Origin of the sequence: Flavobacterium ajazii (genome assembly GCF_010614725.1) — a bacterium.
GTDB classification, from domain to species: Bacteria; Bacteroidota; Bacteroidia; order Flavobacteriales; family Flavobacteriaceae; genus Flavobacterium; species Flavobacterium ajazii.
Genome location: NZ_JAAEHL010000014.1, coordinates 70,156 through 87,669, shown reverse-complemented (window position 1 = coordinate 87,669; position 17,514 = coordinate 70,156). Strand labels below are relative to the sequence as shown.

The window sequence follows — 17,514 nt, the reverse complement described above, 5'->3', positions numbered from 1 at the left end:
CTTTTTAACAATAAATATACGAAATACAAAAAAATATCCTCCTTATATTACCGTAAACACAACCATAACAGGACAGGACAGGACAGTTTTTTTCTAATGATTGGCAATCTTTACAATTATAAGATTACATCTTTACTAACTAACCAAACCTATCAAAATGTTTAACAATACAATGAAATTTGTAATGGCAATTATGTCCCTTACAATGTCAATGACAAATGTTTTTGCTCAAAATCCGGTAGTAAAAATTGATTTTGACCAGTCAGGAAGGCAATCTGCTGAAGTAAGCGATCCTGATTATATACCATGGGTAGTAACTACCAATACTGCGAGTAAAACTGAAAACGGAGTTACATTTACTGTAACCAGAATTGGTGATAATGGAGAAACTTTGGGTACAAATTGGTATAAAGCAGGTATACTGTCTCCGTATTATGCCAGATTAGTCTGCGATGGACTTACTGTAAAAGATGTTTCTTCAAATCCTCTAAATCCTGCAAATAAAGGCGCCAAAATAGAATTAAAAATTACAGGTCTGCCCGCAGGGAATCATTCATTATTAGTTTACTTAAACGCCGTAGACAGTCCAACAATAAGTTTTAGCCCTATTGACATCACTGTTAATGGCAATCTGGTTGTTGATAATTTAATTCCAAGCGTAAGAGCTACAAAAACCTCAGATGCTACATCTGCATATCTACAATTTCAGTCTAATGCAACCAGTGATGTGATTGTTATAACGTTTGAAGCCGAAACATCTGGAAATGAAACTCAAAAAAACATAGTGATTAACGGTATTGAGTTAAATACCTCTAATATTGCGCTTAAAGCAACAAATCCTACTCCTTTACATAACAACGAGCATGTTGAACTTAATTCAGGTAACCAAACATTGTCATGGACTGCTTCTGCCAGTACCGTTTCCCAAAATATTTATTTTGGAACAGATGTAGTTTCGGTACAATCAGCAACAACAACATCACCTCAATTCAAAGGAAATCAAGCCAAAGAAAACTCCTCTTATCTGGTAAATGGATTATATACAGGAACTACTTATTATTGGCGTATAGATGAAGTTTTAGCAAATAACGATGTTATAAAAGGTGATGTGTGGCGTTTTCGTCCTGCTCAATTAGCATTCCCGGGTGCTGAAGGTTATGGTCGTTTTGCCCGTGGAGGAAGAGGCGGGAAAGTAGTAGCCGTGACCAACCTTAATGACAGCGGACCTGGAAGCTTGCGTGAAGCTATTACAAATGATATCGGACCAAGAACTATTGTTTTTAATACATCTGGAGTCATTCAACTTGAGTCTCGTTTAGTCTCAAATCAGCCTTATGTAACAATTGCTGGTCAAACTGCTCCCGGAAAAGGAATTTGCATTCGTAAAGCACCTTTAGGAATTACAGGGAATGATGCTATAGTTCAAAACATAAGAGTTAGATTAGGAGGAGGACAAACTTTTGATGGTATGGGACTAACTGGTGCAGATAACAGTATAATAGATCATTGTTCTATCAGTTGGACTATTGATGAAGCTTTTAGTTCCCGTGGAGGAAAAAACATTACATTACAAAGAACATTAATATCCGAAGCATTAAACGCTGCCGGACACCAAAATTACCCTGCCGGAACTGAGCATGGCTATGCAGCTACCATAGGCGGCGATATTGGAAGTTTCCATCATAACCTTTTAGCACATTGCTATGGACGTAACTGGAGCTTAGGAGGAGGTTTAGATGGCAGTGGTGCTTATACCGGAAAAATGGATATTACTAATAATGTAGTTTACAATTGGGGATCCCGAACAACTGATGGAGGAACTAAAGAGGTAAACTTTGTAAATAATTATTACAAGCCCGGTGCTGGTTCCAAAATTTTTGTGGCTTTCAACCAACAAAATGAAAATGTAGGTACAGGAACGCAACTATGCTATTTTAATGGCAATGTAATGCCTGGTTATTTTGACGAAACAAATCAAACTATTGGACGAAAAGTTACCTTTTCAAATGGCGCAACCTATTCTTATGATAACTTTGTCAACACACCATTTTTTCCTTCATACGTAACCACACAATCTGCTAAGACAGCTTACAAAATAGTACTTTCAGATGTAGGTTGCATCCAACCTGAGTTTGACGAACATGACCAACGAATTATATCCGAAACATTAAACGGGACTTATACCTACAGAGGAAGTGTTACCAACAAACCGGGATTTCCTGATAACGAATCTGATGTTGGAGGATACGAAACATACCCTGAAATTGTCAGAGACGCAAACTGGGATACTGATCAGGACGGATTGCCTAACTGGTGGGAGACAATTCATGGAACAAATATAAATTCGGGTACCGGAGATTTTTCAGATGCCAATGCTGATGCAGACTTAGACGGATATACCAATCTGGACAAATATTTGCAATGGATGTCCCTTCCTCATTATGATTCTCCAACCGGAAATAAAGTCGATATTGATGTTCAGAAACTTTCAAGAGGTTTTACAAGCGGTGTTAATTATTCAGTTTCAAATGTTATGAACGGAAGTACTACACTTAATGGGAATATTGTAGCATTTACACCAAATGCAACAGGTTTATGTTCTTTCGATTTTACAGTTACAGATAATGAAGGAGCTAGCATGACACGTAAAGTAAATATTGTTAGCGGATATAGTTCTACCCTTTCAATAGAAAAACCAGCCAAAGAAAACACTTCTTTTAGTGTTTGGCCTGTACCAAATAACGGTTCTTTTTCTGTTTTGATGGAAAATGACGGTAATGCTGAACTTAAAATATTTGATATTTTGGGCAAGGAAGTAGTAAAAAGAAACATTTCCGGAAAAACTCAGGAAAACATCAATTTAAAATCAAAAGGTGTTTTTATTTTAAAGTTTACTGACTCAAAAACAAAAGAAGTATTACACATTAAAAAGATTATTGTTCACTAAGTTTAGTTTATTTTTTATAGTTTTTTTGACATAAATGGCAACCTTACAAGTTGCCATTTATTATTTTACGATTTTTCTTTTTGGAAATAATACGTGTAAATCCAGGTAATTGTAAATGACGGAATCAAATCGGTAACCGGAAGTATCTCTTCTACAAAAGTCAAAATAGCTGCCACCCGCCCTACTCTGCCTTTGTACATTCTGGACATGATAAAAGCCGCAATTGGCGCCCAGATTACATCCAAAGGCTCAGCTAATAGCGGAACACTAAATGTCATCATGCCAATTCCGTCCAAAATTAAACCTAAAATCAGTTTTTTAATTTTATTGTCTTTTACAACTGATGCTTCATTTGTTTCCATCTCATTTTTTTTATTTTGTCGTTACTGCAAATAGCACACCAAAATTTCCATCGGTCTGAACCCAATGCTTTGAAGGAAGATAAGCTCTGGATACAAAACCATCTAAATACAAGGCATTTTTACATCCTAATTTTTTAAAATAGCTGGCAAAATCATAAAAATTAACCTCTTCCTTTGAAAGTACAAAAACTACTTTCCCATTTGGTAAAATACCTACTCCGTTTCGAATATTCAGGTTTGGAGACCTTTCTTTAAACTCCGGATGAATCTGACCATCAACAAGCAACATAGGCCCGGATTGAGTTGCATATTTTATTTTTTGGTTATTATGAAACAATTCTGTTTTACATATTTTAGGAATATTTTGAGTCGTTAAATAAAACACACCGTTTGGCTTCAAATAAAAATTCCCATTTCCTTTCAATGTATCCAAAGGAGATAGTATTCTTTTATTTTCAATATAAAGCCCCTGAGGAGAAAAATCTTTTTTGTACATCCCTCCATTCATAGCAAACTCAAGCTTCAGGTTCTTTTCTTCAAGCCAAAATTTCAAATTCCCAATACTGTTAAAATTTTGATTTTTCTCATTTTTGTAATACAATTTCAGATCTTGTTTTTTACAATCTACTGTATAAGTCAAAAACTTGTTTTCAGAATAAGTTCCGGCACTAATAAAAACAATTACAAGTGCAATAGACAACAACAATGATCTAATATAAAATTTATTTTTTTTCACTTTGTACTTTTTCTATAAATGTAAAATAAAACTATGATCCCTTTATTAAACATTCTTCTTAAAATTCTGTTACGCCCATTTTTATATCGGCAGAATCTTTGTTTCTTTGTAAAAACAGTTTCCAGATGATACATGCAAAAAACATACATAAATTCTACGATAAGCTTGAAGTTTTAAAAGGCGTTGATTTACATATTCAAAAAGGGGAAATTGTTTCAATTGTCGGTGCGTCCGGTGCCGGAAAAACAACACTATTACATATTTTAGGCACTTTAGACAAACCCGAAAAAACAAATTCTGAAACTTCTCTTACCATAAACGGACAAAATATTTTAGGACTGAATGACAAAGCCTTATCAAAATTCAGAAACCTGAATCTAGGTTTTATTTTTCAGTTCCATCAGCTCTTGCCTGAGTTTACAGCACTCGAAAATGTATGTATTCCTGCTTATATTGCAGGCAAAAAGCCTTCCGAAACCGAAGCTGAAGCTAAAAAACTACTAGACTATTTAGGATTATCACATCGTATTAATCATAAACCGAGCGAGCTTTCAGGCGGAGAACAGCAGCGTGTTGCTGTTGCCAGAGCCTTAATCAATAAACCGGATGTTATTTTTGCCGATGAACCTTCAGGAAATCTGGATACACATTCTGCCGAAAATTTACATCAATTGTTTTTTCAGCTTCGTGATGAGTTCGGACAAACATTCGTAATTGTAACCCATAATGAAGAACTGGCCAATATGGCCGACCGAAAATTGATTATGGTCGATGGTCAGATTAGTAATTAGAAGCAGTTTCCAGCTGTCCGCTATATCTTTTATGGCAAACCCTGCCATAAAAGGATACCGCTTCCATCTGGGCTAGGGCGGCAGAACAACAAGAATATTCATTTTGAACATGACAAAAAAAGAACTCAAAGAATTCCTTGACGAAAAAGTCATCCAGTACAACAATCTTGATTTTATTGAAAGTGATCCCGTGCAGATACCGCATCTTTTTACACAAAAAGAAGATATTGAAATTGCCGGTTTTTTAAGCGCTTCAATTGCCTGGGGAAACCGTAAAATGATTATTAAAAATTCGCATAAAATGATGGAATTAATGGGCAATACACCTTACGATTTTGTCATGTCGCATTCTGAGGAAGATTTGGCAGGATTGGAAACTTTTGTACACCGCACTTTTAACGGACAGGATTTTGCCGGTTTTATAAAAGGGCTTCAGCATATTTATAAAAATCATAATGGCTTAGAAGCTGTTTTTGCAAAACATCAGGAACAGGATAGCTTGCAGAAAAGCATCCATGAATTCAAGAAAATATTTTTTGAAACGGATCACCTTCCGAGAACCCAAAAACATATTTCAGATCCTATGAATGGCTCTGCTGCAAAACGCATCAATATGATGCTGAGATGGTTTTGTCGTCAGGATACAAAAGGTGTTGATTTAGGAATCTGGAAAACTATTTCACCATCTGCCCTGTCCTGCCCTTTGGATGTACACTCAGGAAACGTGGCCCGCAAATTAGGACTTCTTTCGCGTAAGCAAAATGACGGAAAAGCACTTGTCGAATTAGATTTAAAACTACGGGAATTAGATCCAAATGATCCGGTAAAATATGACTTTGCCTTGTTCGGTTTAGGGGTTTTTGAAGGATTTTAAAAAATCACGCAAGAATCATTTTAAACTTTTCAAACGTTATTGCTACTAAGATTTTCTTCCTTCGATTTAATACAAATTGCGAAAAAAGGAGAGATTTTGCTATATTATACTTTTAAAATATTCGTTATCTTTATGTAATCTTCAATTAAAAAGAATAGATTATTCGTTAAGTTTTACAATAACCTCAAACGACTTTTTATTAGATGGAAGTGTTTATTCATTACTTTATACGAATTATATTGCCCATACTAATCATCGGGTGCATTTTATTAATCATAGTTTTAATTATCAACAGATACTGCTATGATTCTTTTAGCCCCAGATTTGATGCAACAAAAAACGAAATTGATATCTTCCTCACTAATCTGATTTTTGCTCCTTTTGATGAAGTGTTTCATCAAAAGGAAATAGAACAATTTAAAACTACAATTCCTTTTGAAAAAAATTGGTGCAAAAAATTATTACTTAACGAAATTATTTTTTTGAAACTGAACTTAAAAGGTGAGGTTACCAATAAATTTCATTATATCTATGAACAATTTGATTTATTTCGATATACCCAAAAACTTTTAAAGAGCCGTCGCTTTTATTTAAAATGTCTTGGATTATTTCAACTTGAATCATTAGACTATAAAAAAGGTAAGCACTACATAACCCCTTTATTAAATCACAAAAACAGAGATATAAAATCCAGAGCTTTTTTGGCATTAATTTCATTAAGACCCAATAAACTGGAATCATTGATTGACTTTTCGCATGAGATTACAATTGCAGAAGAGGTTAATATCATGGATATTTTACATCACAAGAAAACAAAAATACCGGCAAATTTAAAAGACTGGATTGTTTCTTACAATGCAACTATAGTTAAATTAGGCATTAAACTGATGATTTTTTACAACTATACAAATGAAAACAAAAATATAGTAAAATTACTGAGTCACAATGATAAAGCAGTCCGCCATGAAGTGATTTTGGCTATTGATTCCTTATACATTGTTGAAGCTGAAACTGAATTGATAAAACACTTCAGTTATGAAGATACCGAAAATAAACTGGAAATTTTTAATACACTTTCCAAAATTGGCATGACAGCTTCAGAAAAATTTATTGCAGAGTTATTAGAAAACAAAACCGATGAAAGCATCAAACTGGATGCTGTTTATTGTCTGTACAAAATAAATCGAAACTATTTTGATAGTCATTTTTTAGATAATGAAGATGTACAAAAAATGGTTAAACATGTTAAAGCTAATAAGAAATGATAGACGATATATTATCCTTCTATACTAATTTCATAGGTGCTTTTTCAATCACTTACATCATCTTCTATTCTATACTGGCTGGTTTGTCTTACTATGCTATCAAGAAAAGTCTTAACACCAAACACTTTATTCCTAACAATGTTATCATAAAATCCAATTATATTCCGGGGGTTTCCATTGTAGCACCGGCATTCAACGAAGGAGCTACCGTAGTAAATAATGTTAAATCTCTACTATCATTAAATTATCCGAAATTTGAAATCGTATTAGTCAATGATGGAAGTTCAGATGGTACTTTAAAAAAATTAATTAAAGAATTTGAACTGGTAAAAGTTAATTTCTATTATCAGGAACAGATTAAAACCCATACCGTAAGAGGTCATTATAAATCTACTAATCCACTTTATTACAAACTTTTAGTCGTAGATAAAGAAAATGCGAAGAGCAAAGCTGATGCTGTCAATGTCGGAATAAATTCGACCAAATATCCATTATTTATCTGCACAGATGTCGATTGTATTTTAAAAAGTGATACCATTATAAAATTAGCAAAACCATTCATAGAGTCGAAAAAAAGAGTCATAGCAACCGGAGCAGGCATCAGGATATCCAATTCCTGCGAAGTAAAAAATGGTTTTTTAGTTAAAATTCATTTTCCAAAAGGCTGGCTCCCCAGGTTTCAGGAACTGGAGTATGTCAGAGCCTTTCTCTTTGGCAGAATGGCCTGGAGCAAAGTTAACGGATTACTATTGGTTTCAGGAGCTTTAGGAATGTTTGATAAAGAAATTGCTATCGCAGCCGGAGGTTATTTTCATAAATCTCTAGGAGAAGACATGGAACTTGTAACCCGAATGAGAAAATATATGTATGATAACAAATTGCCTTTCTCTATTCAATACATTCCTGAATCACTCTGCTGGACGGAGGTTCCCGCTACAAGAGAAGTCTTTATACGTCAGCGTGTGCGATGGTCACGAGGATTAGTCGAGACTTTATATTTGCATAAAAATATGTTCTTTAATCCAAAATATCAAAGAACAGCATTTCTAATATTTCCTTATTTCCTCTTTTTTGAATTTTTGATTCCTATTCTGGAAGTAATTGGTGTTGTGGTGTTAATTCTCTGCTTCATTATTTCGCATGAAGATTATGTTAATTTCCTTTATCTTACGCTAACTGTTTATTTCTTTTACATCATCGTAACCTTTATATCCATTCTGCTGGATGATGTTATTTATAAAAATTATGCCAATGCAAAAGAAATTATTATTTTAGTACTGATGGCTATTATTGAGCCTTTTTGCTACCACCCTATTTGTGTTTATGCTTCGTTAAAAGGATATTATAATTTTTTTAGTCTAAAAGAACAAAGTTGGGGAAACATGCAACGGCAGGGTTTTGATAGTCCTGTAACAATTAAAGAAAAATAAAACTTTATACAATATAAAATAAATCAAATGCACGCACACTACTTAAAATATTTATATCTCACAATATCTTTAATACTTATCTTTTGGTTATCAAGTTTTTACGAAACATATTTAAAAATAGCAAATGGTATTGTAATTTCAAATATTGGTCTGGAGATCTGCTATAAATTACTTAATGATTTTTTATCAGCCATAGTGGTGAGCTTGGTCCTTTTGCCTTTATTTATAGTCATTGGGTATATAAATAAAACGTTTGCTATACGATTTATGACCGTAATTTTTACCCTGATTACACTTATACAATTTGCATTGGTAAAATATAGTTCTACAACGCTTGTCAATCTGGGTGCCGATTTACTGGGTTATTCTTTCTCCGACATGTACTTAACCGTAACAGCATCTGAATCGCTTTCTTTTATGTTCTTTTTGCCATTCTTTATAATTCCTCTGTTATATTTGGGAATCAATTTTGGTTTAAGAAAACTGGACAAAAGTAAAATAGTTTTAGTAACAACGTGTACACTTTTTATTATTGCCGGCGGTATGAAATTACTTGTTTCAGACCTGTCTGACTCAAAGTACGAAAATAAACTGGCGTTTTTAACCAAAGACATTATTCGGTTTGAAAGAGATAAAGACATAGCCCAAAACGTTCAGAACATCAAATTCAAATCGGAATATCCGATGCTCAAACCTTTTAAAGAGACTCCGGACGTTTTATCGCCTTATTTTAATATTACGAATGAAAAACCAAATATTGTCGTTATTGTTGTTGAAGGCTTGGGAGCCGAATTTATTGGCAAAAACGAATATGCAGGATTTACACCTTACTTAGATTCGATGATCCCAAAATCATTATATTGGGAAAATTTTTTAAGTAACGGGGGAAGAACTTATGCTGTACTTTCGTCATTATTGGGTTCGCTGACTTACGGCCAAAAAGGTTTTTTGGAATTAAATCCGTATCCGGCGCATCTTTCCCTCATAAATGTGCTGAAAGCTAATCATTACACCACCTCTTTTTATTCTGGTGATGATGCTAATTTTGATAGAAAAATCAACTTTCTGGATCAGAATGGTATTGAAAATTTAATCGATAAAAATAATTACGGTCCCGAATACACCAAAACAAAAAACAATGCAGAAGGCTTTTCCTGGGGATATCCTGATGCTGAAATTTTCAAAAAAGCGCTTCTCGAAACCAACAAAATGAAACTTCCGCGATTGGATATTATACAAACCCTTACCAATCATGAACCTTTTGATTTTCCTGAAAAAAATGAATATTTGAAAAAAATTGATGGTATTATTGATTCCCATCAAAATCTAAAAGATCAAAAAGGTAACCTCGGCTCTTATAAAGATATTTTTGCCTGTTTGAATTACACTGATAATTCAATCAAAAATTACATGGAAGCATATGCGAAAAGACCCGATTATAAAAATACCATCTTCATAATTACGGGTGATCACCGCTTAATTCCTATTGACCAAAAAGACAAATTATGCCGCTTTCATGTACCTTTGTATATTTTTAGTCCGATGTTAAAGAAAGCCGAATCGTTTAAATCTGTTTCCTCTCACTGGGATGTGACACCAAGTTTGATTTCCTTTTTGTTCAACAATTACAAATTCAACAGGCTTGATCAAACCGCATGGATGGGTAAAGGACTTGACACCGCAAAAGAATTCAGGAACACTCAGGGTATCCCTTTGACACGCAACAAAGGAACAATTGATGATTATGTGTATAAAGAATATTTGTATTCAAGTGGCGAATTATACAAAATAAAAGACAATTTTGATGTGGAAAGAATCAATGACGATGAAATTTTGGATAATATTACCCGCGAATTCAATGCTTTTAAACAGCTGAATGCTTATTTGACACAAAAAGACAAAATTATTCCAAAATCATTGGATTTACACAAAGAGCAAGGAGTTCATTTTACAAAAGAAGAGCAAAACACTCTAGATAAATTAACTAAAGGATTAAATCGTGAAGAAATGTTTTTCAAAGCAAGGGAGTTAGCTTTCAATAAAAAACACAAAACAGCGATTTTGCTTTGCGATTTTATATTAAATGAATTACCCAATTATTCAGATGCACGAACTTTAAAAGGCAGAATACTGGGTTGGGACGGCGAATATAAAAAAGCAGAACATGAATTAATGATTGTTATCAAAAGAATGCCTTTATACGATGATGCTTATTTAGCATTGATGGATGTATATTGGTGGTCTGATCAGAATAAAAAAGCTGTCGAAACGGGTAAATTAGCACTTTCAAACGGTGTAAAAAACCCTGAAATCAAAATAAAGATCGAAAGATCTCAAAAAAAATAATAAACAATTCAAATACAAAATAAGTAATGGGTACTCAAATAAAAAATGGACATAGAAATTTTCAAATCTATATTTTTCTCATTATAGCTTTATTTTCCGCTTCGTTTCAGATGGCTGGACAAGAAAAAATGTATAGTGGCGACCCTGATGTTTCGTTTGCAAAAGCACGTGATCTGGCTTTTAATAATAGCAGAAAGCAGGCACAAGATACTTTACTGCACATCCTGACGAAATATCCTAATTATCATGATGTTCGTGAATTTTTAGCTTCGACCTATGCCTGGGATGGAGATTATAAAAAAGCCAGAACCGAATTTCAAAAAGTTTTAGCAAAAGACCAGCACAGGCAAACCACATGGGTAGCAGCCATTAAAAATGAAATATGGGGAGACTTTCCTTTTCTTGCTTTGAAATTATCCAGGAAAGCATTGAAAAAATTCCCAAATGATACTGAAATACTGGAATTACAGAAACGCGCACAGGAAAGCACCATGATTCCAACTGCTACTGCCGGTGCTGTACAAACAATATCCAGTGATATCCCGAATGATTCTATATCCAAAGAATCTGAATCGGAGTTGAGAAAAAAAGTGCTCAACAATACGATTGGTGTCACTTCTGAAGTCAATATTTACTCCGATGTCTTTGATCCTATGTTTTACAATGCTGTAAAATATGCACGTCAAACCAAATACGGAAGCATTATTGGGAGGGTAAACATTGATAGAAGACTTGATGAGTACGGAACTCAGTATGAAGTCGATTTATACCCAAAAATTGCTAAAGGAACTTATGCGTATCTGAATTTTGGTGTATCAGGTTCTTCTATATTTCCTGATTACAGATACGGGGTCGAAATTTTTAAATCGCTGCCAAGAAGTTTTGAAATTTCGGCAGGGCTCAGAGGCTTACAATACGATACCACAACCATGATTTATACGGGTTCTGTAACCTGGTACAACGGAAATAATTACTGGTCTTTCCGCCCCTATTTTACTCCGGGAGATAATGGATTAAGCTCTTCAGGCACGCTAACATATCGAAAATACAGAAGCGATGCTGATAATTATTTCGGCATCAATATTGGAGCCGGAATTTCGCCGGAACTGAATCAGAATTACTTTTTTGAAAATGATGACCGAATTGTAAATCTGCAATCGCAAAAACTGAATGTGGCTTATTATTTTTCTACCCATAATAAACAAAATGCCTGGGGCGCACAACTCGGAATCATTCATCAGGAAATTCCTTTTGACCAGGGGAATTATTTCTGGATTACAACCCTTGCCCTGTCCTGGGAAATCCGCTTTAGGTAAAAGTATTTTAAGAATTTAAAAGAGAATCAGTTTATATTTTAAGCCGTTTTGAAGTCAATTTTGTAACTAAGAATAAAAGAAGCCAGAGATCATTTGAAATTTCAATATCAATTCTAAAAAATGCAAATTAAACAACGTACTATTTTCTGCATTGTTGTTTTCTTGTTTTTTCTAAACTGCAAAATTATGGCTCAAAACTCCTTACATTTAGCAAATACGAAAGGACAGGAAATTAGTATTGTTTCTTCTGATGAAAATACTCAAAAAGCATCCGTTCTTTTAAAAACCTATTTAGATCAGGCTTTTGAAAATCCATTTTTAATTCAAAATAACAAATCAGAAAACACTGAAAGTTCAAAAATAATTCTTGAAGTTAATACAGAAAGTGTCAGTAAAAAGGATTCGTTTATAATCAAAAGCGATGAAAAAAACATCTATTTGATTGGTTCCAGTGAAAAACCGTTACGATACGCCATTTATACTTTACTGGAAACATGGAGTTTTAGAAAATACACTGCAAAAGACAGCTTTATTCCGAAGCTGAAAGAAGTAACTTTCCCAAAAAACTTCAATAAAACCTACACACCTTCTTTTGAATACCGCGCCTTATTTTATCCTGATTGTTACGATGAAAATTTTAGAGAATGGCACAAACTGGATTGGCATATCGATGATTTTGGCATTTGGGGACATTCATTTTATAAATTATTAAGTGCCAAAGAATATTTTAAAACAAACCCGGACTTTTTTGCTCTCTATGAAGGCAAGAGAAACGCCGAATCATTATGCATGAGCAATGATACTGTCGTAAAAATTGTTTCAAAAAAAATGGCTGAGATTATAAGTCAAAATTCTAATGCACGTTTCTTTTCAATAAGTCAAAATGACGATGTTGTTTATTGTGAATGTGATAAATGTAAAGCTTTAAATGAAAAACATGGAGGCCCTCAAGGATCGTTGTATTATTTCCTGAATAAAATTGCAGCACAATTTCCAAAAACTAAAATCACAACATTAGCCTATCTTCACACCTATAAGGCACCCAAAAACATAAAAATTAAGCCTAATATTTATACGATTTTTTGCCCAATAGAAATGGATCGTGGTAAAGCTATCCAAGATATACCTGATAATAGCAGCTTTTTAAATACTCTCAGTAAATGGAGTACCACAACAGAACATTTATATTTATGGGATTACACGGTTGAATTTACCAATTACCTTTCTCCTTTTCCAAACTTTCATACTTTTTCGAAAAACTATAAATTATACGAACAAAATAAGGTTAAAGGCTTGTTTGTGCAGGGTTATGCTGATATTCCCGGTGATTTATATGAATTGCGGCAATATCTTTTAGCAAAAATAATTTGGGATACCGATACTGATGTTGAAGCCGTAACGAATGATTTCCTAAATGGATTTTATGGCAATGCAGCCCCGTTTGTTAAAGAATACATTAATTTACTTATTCAAAATCAGAAAAAAAGCGACCGCTTTCTGAATATTTACACAAATCCAATAGAAAGCAGGAATACATTTCTCTCCCCTGAAGCAATGGATCAATACGATCAGCTGATAAGCAAGGCTGAAATGGTTTCCAAAGGCGAACCTGTAATCGCAAAGAGAATTTTAAAACTGAGATTAGCATTAGAATACGTCTATTTTGAACAGGCTAAATTTTACGGAAAAGAACCTCACGGCATGTATCAAAAAATCGGAGATTCATTTTCTGTTAAAGATCATCTGGAGAAAAGGGTTCAGAATTTTGTACAAAATTGTACTGAATTTGGAATTTACGAACTTAGTGAAGATGGTTTAAGTCCAGAAGAATATGGTACTCAATGGAACTACATTGCTCAAAATAATGTAGTCGATCATGTAGGGGAACGTCTGAAATATGAATTTAAAACACAACCCGAACCTGAATTTAACCTAAAGAAGGAAAATGGACTGCATGATGGAATAAAAGGCTACAAAGATTATAATCTGAACTGGACAGGCTGGTACGGCCAAAATGCTGAAATAATCATTTCCGGCAATAATACTGATTTTACCTCGTTAGAATTTCAATGTCTGGAAGATCAGCGGCACTGGATTTTTCTACCCTCAAAAATTATCATAAAAGGATTCAAAAATCAAAAATGGAGAACTTTAAAAGAGGAAAAAGAGCCATATTTAACTGAAAATTATGCTTTTACTATAAAAAAATACAGTTTTAACAACATTAGTTTCCGTAATTTTGACAAAATAAAAATCATTGTAGCACCGGAACAAAAACTACCTGAGTGGCGCGAAAGAAAAAATAAAAAGCCAATGCTGATGATAGATGAGATTATACTCAAGTAATATACCTAAAAACCAGCCCCATGCCAAAAAGAATATTCATTATTGAAGATGATAACATGACTATTCAGATATTGAAATTTATATTCTCAAAAGAAGGATACGAAATTTTTATTTCAAAAGACGGTCTGGATGCCATTGAACGGATTCCTCAGGAAAACCCGGATTTAGTTATAACAGACATTATGCTACCTATGAAATCCGGTCTCGAAATTATACAATTTATTAAAGATAACTATCCCAATACTCCCGTAATTGCCTTGTCTTCACTTGGCGAAGAAGAAGCTACTGTACTGAATGCCTTCAAATTGGGAGCCGATGATTTTATCGCTAAACCTTTTAGTCCTAACGAGTTATTACTACGGGTTAAAAGATTTTTAAAATAACATTTTATCACAAAATACTCAATTGATTCACTATGTTTTTCGTATTTCTCTCTTACAAAGGGGATTTAATGCTATCTTTGCAAAAAAATAATGCAAATGAGTACTTTCGAAAAATTCAATCTTCCAAAATCATTACAAAAAGCCGTTGACGAATTAGGGTTTGTTACACCTACTCCTATTCAGGAAAAATCTTTTTCCGTAATTATGTCCGGCCGAGATATGATGGGAATTGCACAAACCGGAACCGGTAAAACATTTGCTTATTTACTGCCTCTTTTAAAATTATATAAATTCACTAATACTAATACGCCAAAAATCGTAATTCTGGTACCAACCCGCGAACTAGTAGTGCAAGTTGTAGAAGAAGTAGAGAAATTAACCACCTATATGTCGGTTAAAACTTTGGGAATTTATGGCGGTGTAAACATCAATACACAAAAAAAAGCAGTTTACGAAGGAGTTGATATTTTAGTAGGAACACCTGGACGCACAATGGATTTAGCGCTTGACGCTGTTGTTCGTTTTGATGAAACTCAAAAATTAGTTATTGACGAGTTTGATGAAATGCTAAATTTAGGTTTCAGACCACAATTGACTTCTCTTTTTGCCATGATGAAAACCAAACGTCAGAATATTTTATTTTCTGCAACGATGACAGATGAAGTTGACGATATCCTAAACGATTATTTTGATTTTCCCGAAGAAGTTACACTGGCTCCTTCAGGAACTCCGCTTGAAAAAATTACGCAGATTACTTATAATGTACCAAATTTCAATACCAAAGTAAATCTTTTGAAACATTTGCTCGAAAACGACGAAAGTATGAGCCGCATTCTGGTTTTCGTAAACAACAAAAAGATTTCAGATATGCTTTTCAATCGTATTGATGAGCTTTTTGAAGGACAATTTGGTGTAATTCACTCTAACAAATCTCAAAATTACCGTTTGAGCACCATGGCTGAATTTCAGGAAGGAAATCTTCGCGGTTTAATTACAACCGACGTTATGGCAAGAGGTCTGGATATTTCTAACATTACACATGTAATCAACTTTGAACTTCCTGAAGAACCGGAACTTTACATGCACAGAATCGGTCGTACAGGTCGTGCAGATGCAACCGGAACCGCAATTAGTTTTGTTACTCCAAGAGAAGAGGAGTACAAAATTGAAACAGAACTTTTAATGGATCAGGAACTTGAAATTGCTGATTTTCCTGAAGAAGTTGAAATTTCAGAAAAATTAATTGAGCCTGAGAAAGACAGATTGCCAAGGAAGTTTTTAATGAAAAAACCGAAACTGGAAGGTGATGGTGCTTTTCACGAAAAATCTAAGAAGAATCAGAAAATCAATCTTGGAGGCCCTTCAAAAACCAAAAAGAAAACTCACGGTTCAGTTAACAGAAATATGCTAAAGACGAGAAATGAGAAGAAGAAAAAAAAATAACAGGTAGTAAATTCCAATAAAAAAATTCCAAATTCCAATTAATTTCTAAAATTGGAATTTGGAATTTTCATTTTTTGAGATTTGATATAACTATATTTTAGTAAAAACCAAACCAACAGGCGAACATAATTCAATTTTCTTTCCTGTGCCAGTAAGCTTTCCGGTAGTTTTATCTCTTTTAAAAATAACAATTTCGTTAGTATACTGATGTCCCACTAAAAGAAAATTTCCGGACGGGTCGATTGCAAAATCTCTTGGACCTTTTCCCTGAGTACTCACTTGTTCTACTTTAGTGATGCTTCCGTCTTTTAAAATAGTATAAACCGTAATCGAATTTACATCGCCACGATCTGAAACATACAAAAATTTTCCGTCAGGTGAAATTTTGATAGCAGCTGAACTATTTGCTCCTTTAAAATCTTTCGGAATAATATTGGTTTCTTTTAAAAGCTTTAAACTTCCGCTTTTATCATAAGAAAATGTAGTCAGGGTTCCGTCTAATTCCTGAAGCAGATACACATACTTTCCGTCTTTACTGAAAGTTAAATGTCTTGGTCCGCTGCCGGATTTTACATCAACAGTGCTTTTTAAGGTCAGAATTTCATGTGATGCTCCCGGATTATATTTATAGATAAAAACTTTATCCGTTCCTAAATCATTAGCCAATACAAACTTTTTATCTGGTGAAAAAACAACCATGTGTACGTGCGCTTTCTCCTGGCGTGCTTCGTTAGGTCCTTTACCTTCATGCTGAATTAATTGTTGTCCTTCTGTAATACTTCCGTCAGCATTTTTCTTAAACACAGCAATATTTCCACCTGAATAATTGGCTACAATTACATTTTTATCATCGTTAATTAAATGACAAGGATCTGCTCCCAAAGAAGCATTTGTGTTGATTAATTTAAGTTTGCCGGTTGGTGAATCATACGCAAAAGCACTCACAGCACTTTGTAGTCCGTTTTCATTAACAGCATAAATGAATTTATTATTTGCAGAAACCGATAAATAACTCGGACTTACCACATTTTCTGAAGAATTCTTTAATTTAAAATCGCCGGAATTTGAATCAAATTCATAAACATAAATTCCGTTGCTTTTACAGGTATTAGTATAGGTCCCCACTAATAAATTGTATTTATTCTGAGCTTTTGCTGTGGTCATTGCTAAAGCTGAAAATAATACCAGATACATTTTTTTCATAGTTTAGTTTTTTTTAATGAGCTAAAATACACATTAATATCTTTCTCATTGTTACAAATAAAATCAGAAAAG

General features: G+C 33.8%; 13 protein-coding genes. 10 read left to right on the top strand and 3 right to left on the bottom strand.

What is annotated here, in order from left to right; translation table 11 throughout:
- Positions 1-157: 157 nt before the first annotated feature.
- Positions 158-2,947, top strand: coding sequence for a T9SS type A sorting domain-containing protein (locus GWR14_RS21015; RefSeq protein ID WP_246236362.1), 2,790 nt, complete (start codon positions 158-160; stop codon positions 2,945-2,947).
- Between the two features lie 65 nt (positions 2,948-3,012).
- On the opposite strand, the gene GWR14_RS21010 is transcribed toward GWR14_RS21015, so the two are convergent.
- Positions 3,013-3,309, bottom strand: coding sequence for a hypothetical protein (locus tag GWR14_RS21010; protein ID WP_163411111.1), 297 nt, complete (start codon positions 3,307-3,309; stop codon positions 3,013-3,015).
- A gap of 10 nt (positions 3,310-3,319) precedes the next feature.
- The gene (locus tag GWR14_RS21005; RefSeq protein WP_246236361.1) at positions 3,320-4,045 is read right to left on the bottom strand and encodes a phosphodiester glycosidase family protein; all 726 of its coding nucleotides are present in this window, start codon (positions 4,043-4,045) and stop codon (positions 3,320-3,322) included.
- 125 nt (positions 4,046-4,170) lie between these two features.
- On the opposite strand from GWR14_RS21005, the gene GWR14_RS21000 reads away from it, so the two are divergent.
- From GWR14_RS21000 to GWR14_RS20960, 9 genes are all read left to right on the top strand, one after another.
- Positions 4,171-4,836, top strand: coding sequence for an ABC transporter ATP-binding protein (locus GWR14_RS21000; RefSeq protein ID WP_163411110.1), 666 nt, complete (start codon positions 4,171-4,173; stop codon positions 4,834-4,836).
- Between the two features lie 109 nt (positions 4,837-4,945).
- Entirely contained in the window at positions 4,946-5,710 is a 765-nt protein-coding gene (locus tag GWR14_RS20995) for a TIGR02757 family protein (protein ID WP_163411109.1), read from the top strand.
- Between the two features lie 203 nt (positions 5,711-5,913).
- Positions 5,914-6,975, top strand: coding sequence for a HEAT repeat domain-containing protein (locus GWR14_RS20990; RefSeq protein ID WP_163411108.1), 1,062 nt, complete (start codon positions 5,914-5,916; stop codon positions 6,973-6,975).
- Positions 6,972-8,405, top strand: a complete 1,434-nt coding sequence (locus tag GWR14_RS20985) for a glycosyltransferase family 2 protein (RefSeq protein ID WP_163411107.1) — start codon at positions 6,972-6,974, stop codon at positions 8,403-8,405. The genes GWR14_RS20990 and GWR14_RS20985 overlap by 4 nt, the downstream gene beginning before the upstream one ends.
- A 267-nt stretch (positions 8,406-8,672) precedes the next feature.
- Positions 8,673-10,751: an LTA synthase family protein gene (locus GWR14_RS20980; protein ID WP_246236360.1), complete on the top strand. Its 2,079-nt coding sequence runs from the start codon at positions 8,673-8,675 to the stop codon at positions 10,749-10,751.
- 26 nt (positions 10,752-10,777) lie between these two features.
- Positions 10,778-12,067: a YaiO family outer membrane beta-barrel protein gene (locus tag GWR14_RS20975; protein WP_163411105.1), complete on the top strand. Its 1,290-nt coding sequence runs from the start codon at positions 10,778-10,780 to the stop codon at positions 12,065-12,067.
- A gap of 186 nt (positions 12,068-12,253) precedes the next feature.
- On the top strand, positions 12,254-14,413 hold the full coding sequence (locus GWR14_RS20970; RefSeq protein WP_246236359.1) for a DUF4838 domain-containing protein: 2,160 nt from the start codon (positions 12,254-12,256) through the stop codon (positions 14,411-14,413).
- Between the two features lie 20 nt (positions 14,414-14,433).
- Positions 14,434-14,796 (top strand): response regulator transcription factor, encoded by a 363-nt coding sequence (locus GWR14_RS20965; RefSeq protein WP_163411103.1) that lies wholly within the window; start codon positions 14,434-14,436, stop codon positions 14,794-14,796.
- A gap of 96 nt (positions 14,797-14,892) precedes the next feature.
- Positions 14,893-16,239: a DEAD/DEAH box helicase gene (locus tag GWR14_RS20960; protein ID WP_163411102.1), complete on the top strand. Its 1,347-nt coding sequence runs from the start codon at positions 14,893-14,895 to the stop codon at positions 16,237-16,239.
- A gap of 90 nt (positions 16,240-16,329) precedes the next feature.
- Here the strand turns inward: GWR14_RS20960 and GWR14_RS20955 are convergent, their stop codons facing one another.
- Entirely contained in the window at positions 16,330-17,442 is a 1,113-nt protein-coding gene (locus GWR14_RS20955) for a lactonase family protein (RefSeq protein WP_163411101.1), read from the bottom strand.
- Positions 17,443-17,514 lie beyond the last annotated feature (72 nt).

Bases quoted from the DNA above. Each gene is read 5' to 3' on its own strand.
- GWR14_RS20995 (WP_163411109.1), top strand. From the start codon at position 4,946: ATGACAAAAAAAGAACTCAAAGAATTCCTTGACGAAAAAGTCATCCAG.
- GWR14_RS20955 (WP_163411101.1), bottom strand. From the start codon at position 17,442: ATGAAAAAAATGTATCTGGTATTATTTTCAGCTTTAGCAATGACCACA.
- GWR14_RS21000 (WP_163411110.1), top strand. From the start codon at position 4,171: ATGATACATGCAAAAAACATACATAAATTCTACGATAAGCTTGAAGTT.
- GWR14_RS20990 (WP_163411108.1), top strand. From the start codon at position 5,914: ATGGAAGTGTTTATTCATTACTTTATACGAATTATATTGCCCATACTA.
- GWR14_RS20970 (WP_246236359.1), top strand. From the start codon at position 12,254: ATGGCTCAAAACTCCTTACATTTAGCAAATACGAAAGGACAGGAAATT.
- GWR14_RS20985 (WP_163411107.1), top strand. From the start codon at position 6,972: ATGATAGACGATATATTATCCTTCTATACTAATTTCATAGGTGCTTTT.
- GWR14_RS21015 (WP_246236362.1), top strand. From the start codon at position 158: ATGTTTAACAATACAATGAAATTTGTAATGGCAATTATGTCCCTTACA.
- GWR14_RS20975 (WP_163411105.1), top strand. From the start codon at position 10,778: ATGGGTACTCAAATAAAAAATGGACATAGAAATTTTCAAATCTATATT.
- GWR14_RS21010 (WP_163411111.1), bottom strand. From the start codon at position 3,309: ATGGAAACAAATGAAGCATCAGTTGTAAAAGACAATAAAATTAAAAAA.
- GWR14_RS20960 (WP_163411102.1), top strand. From the start codon at position 14,893: ATGAGTACTTTCGAAAAATTCAATCTTCCAAAATCATTACAAAAAGCC.
- GWR14_RS20980 (WP_246236360.1), top strand. From the start codon at position 8,673: ATGACCGTAATTTTTACCCTGATTACACTTATACAATTTGCATTGGTA.
- GWR14_RS20965 (WP_163411103.1), top strand. From the start codon at position 14,434: ATGCCAAAAAGAATATTCATTATTGAAGATGATAACATGACTATTCAG.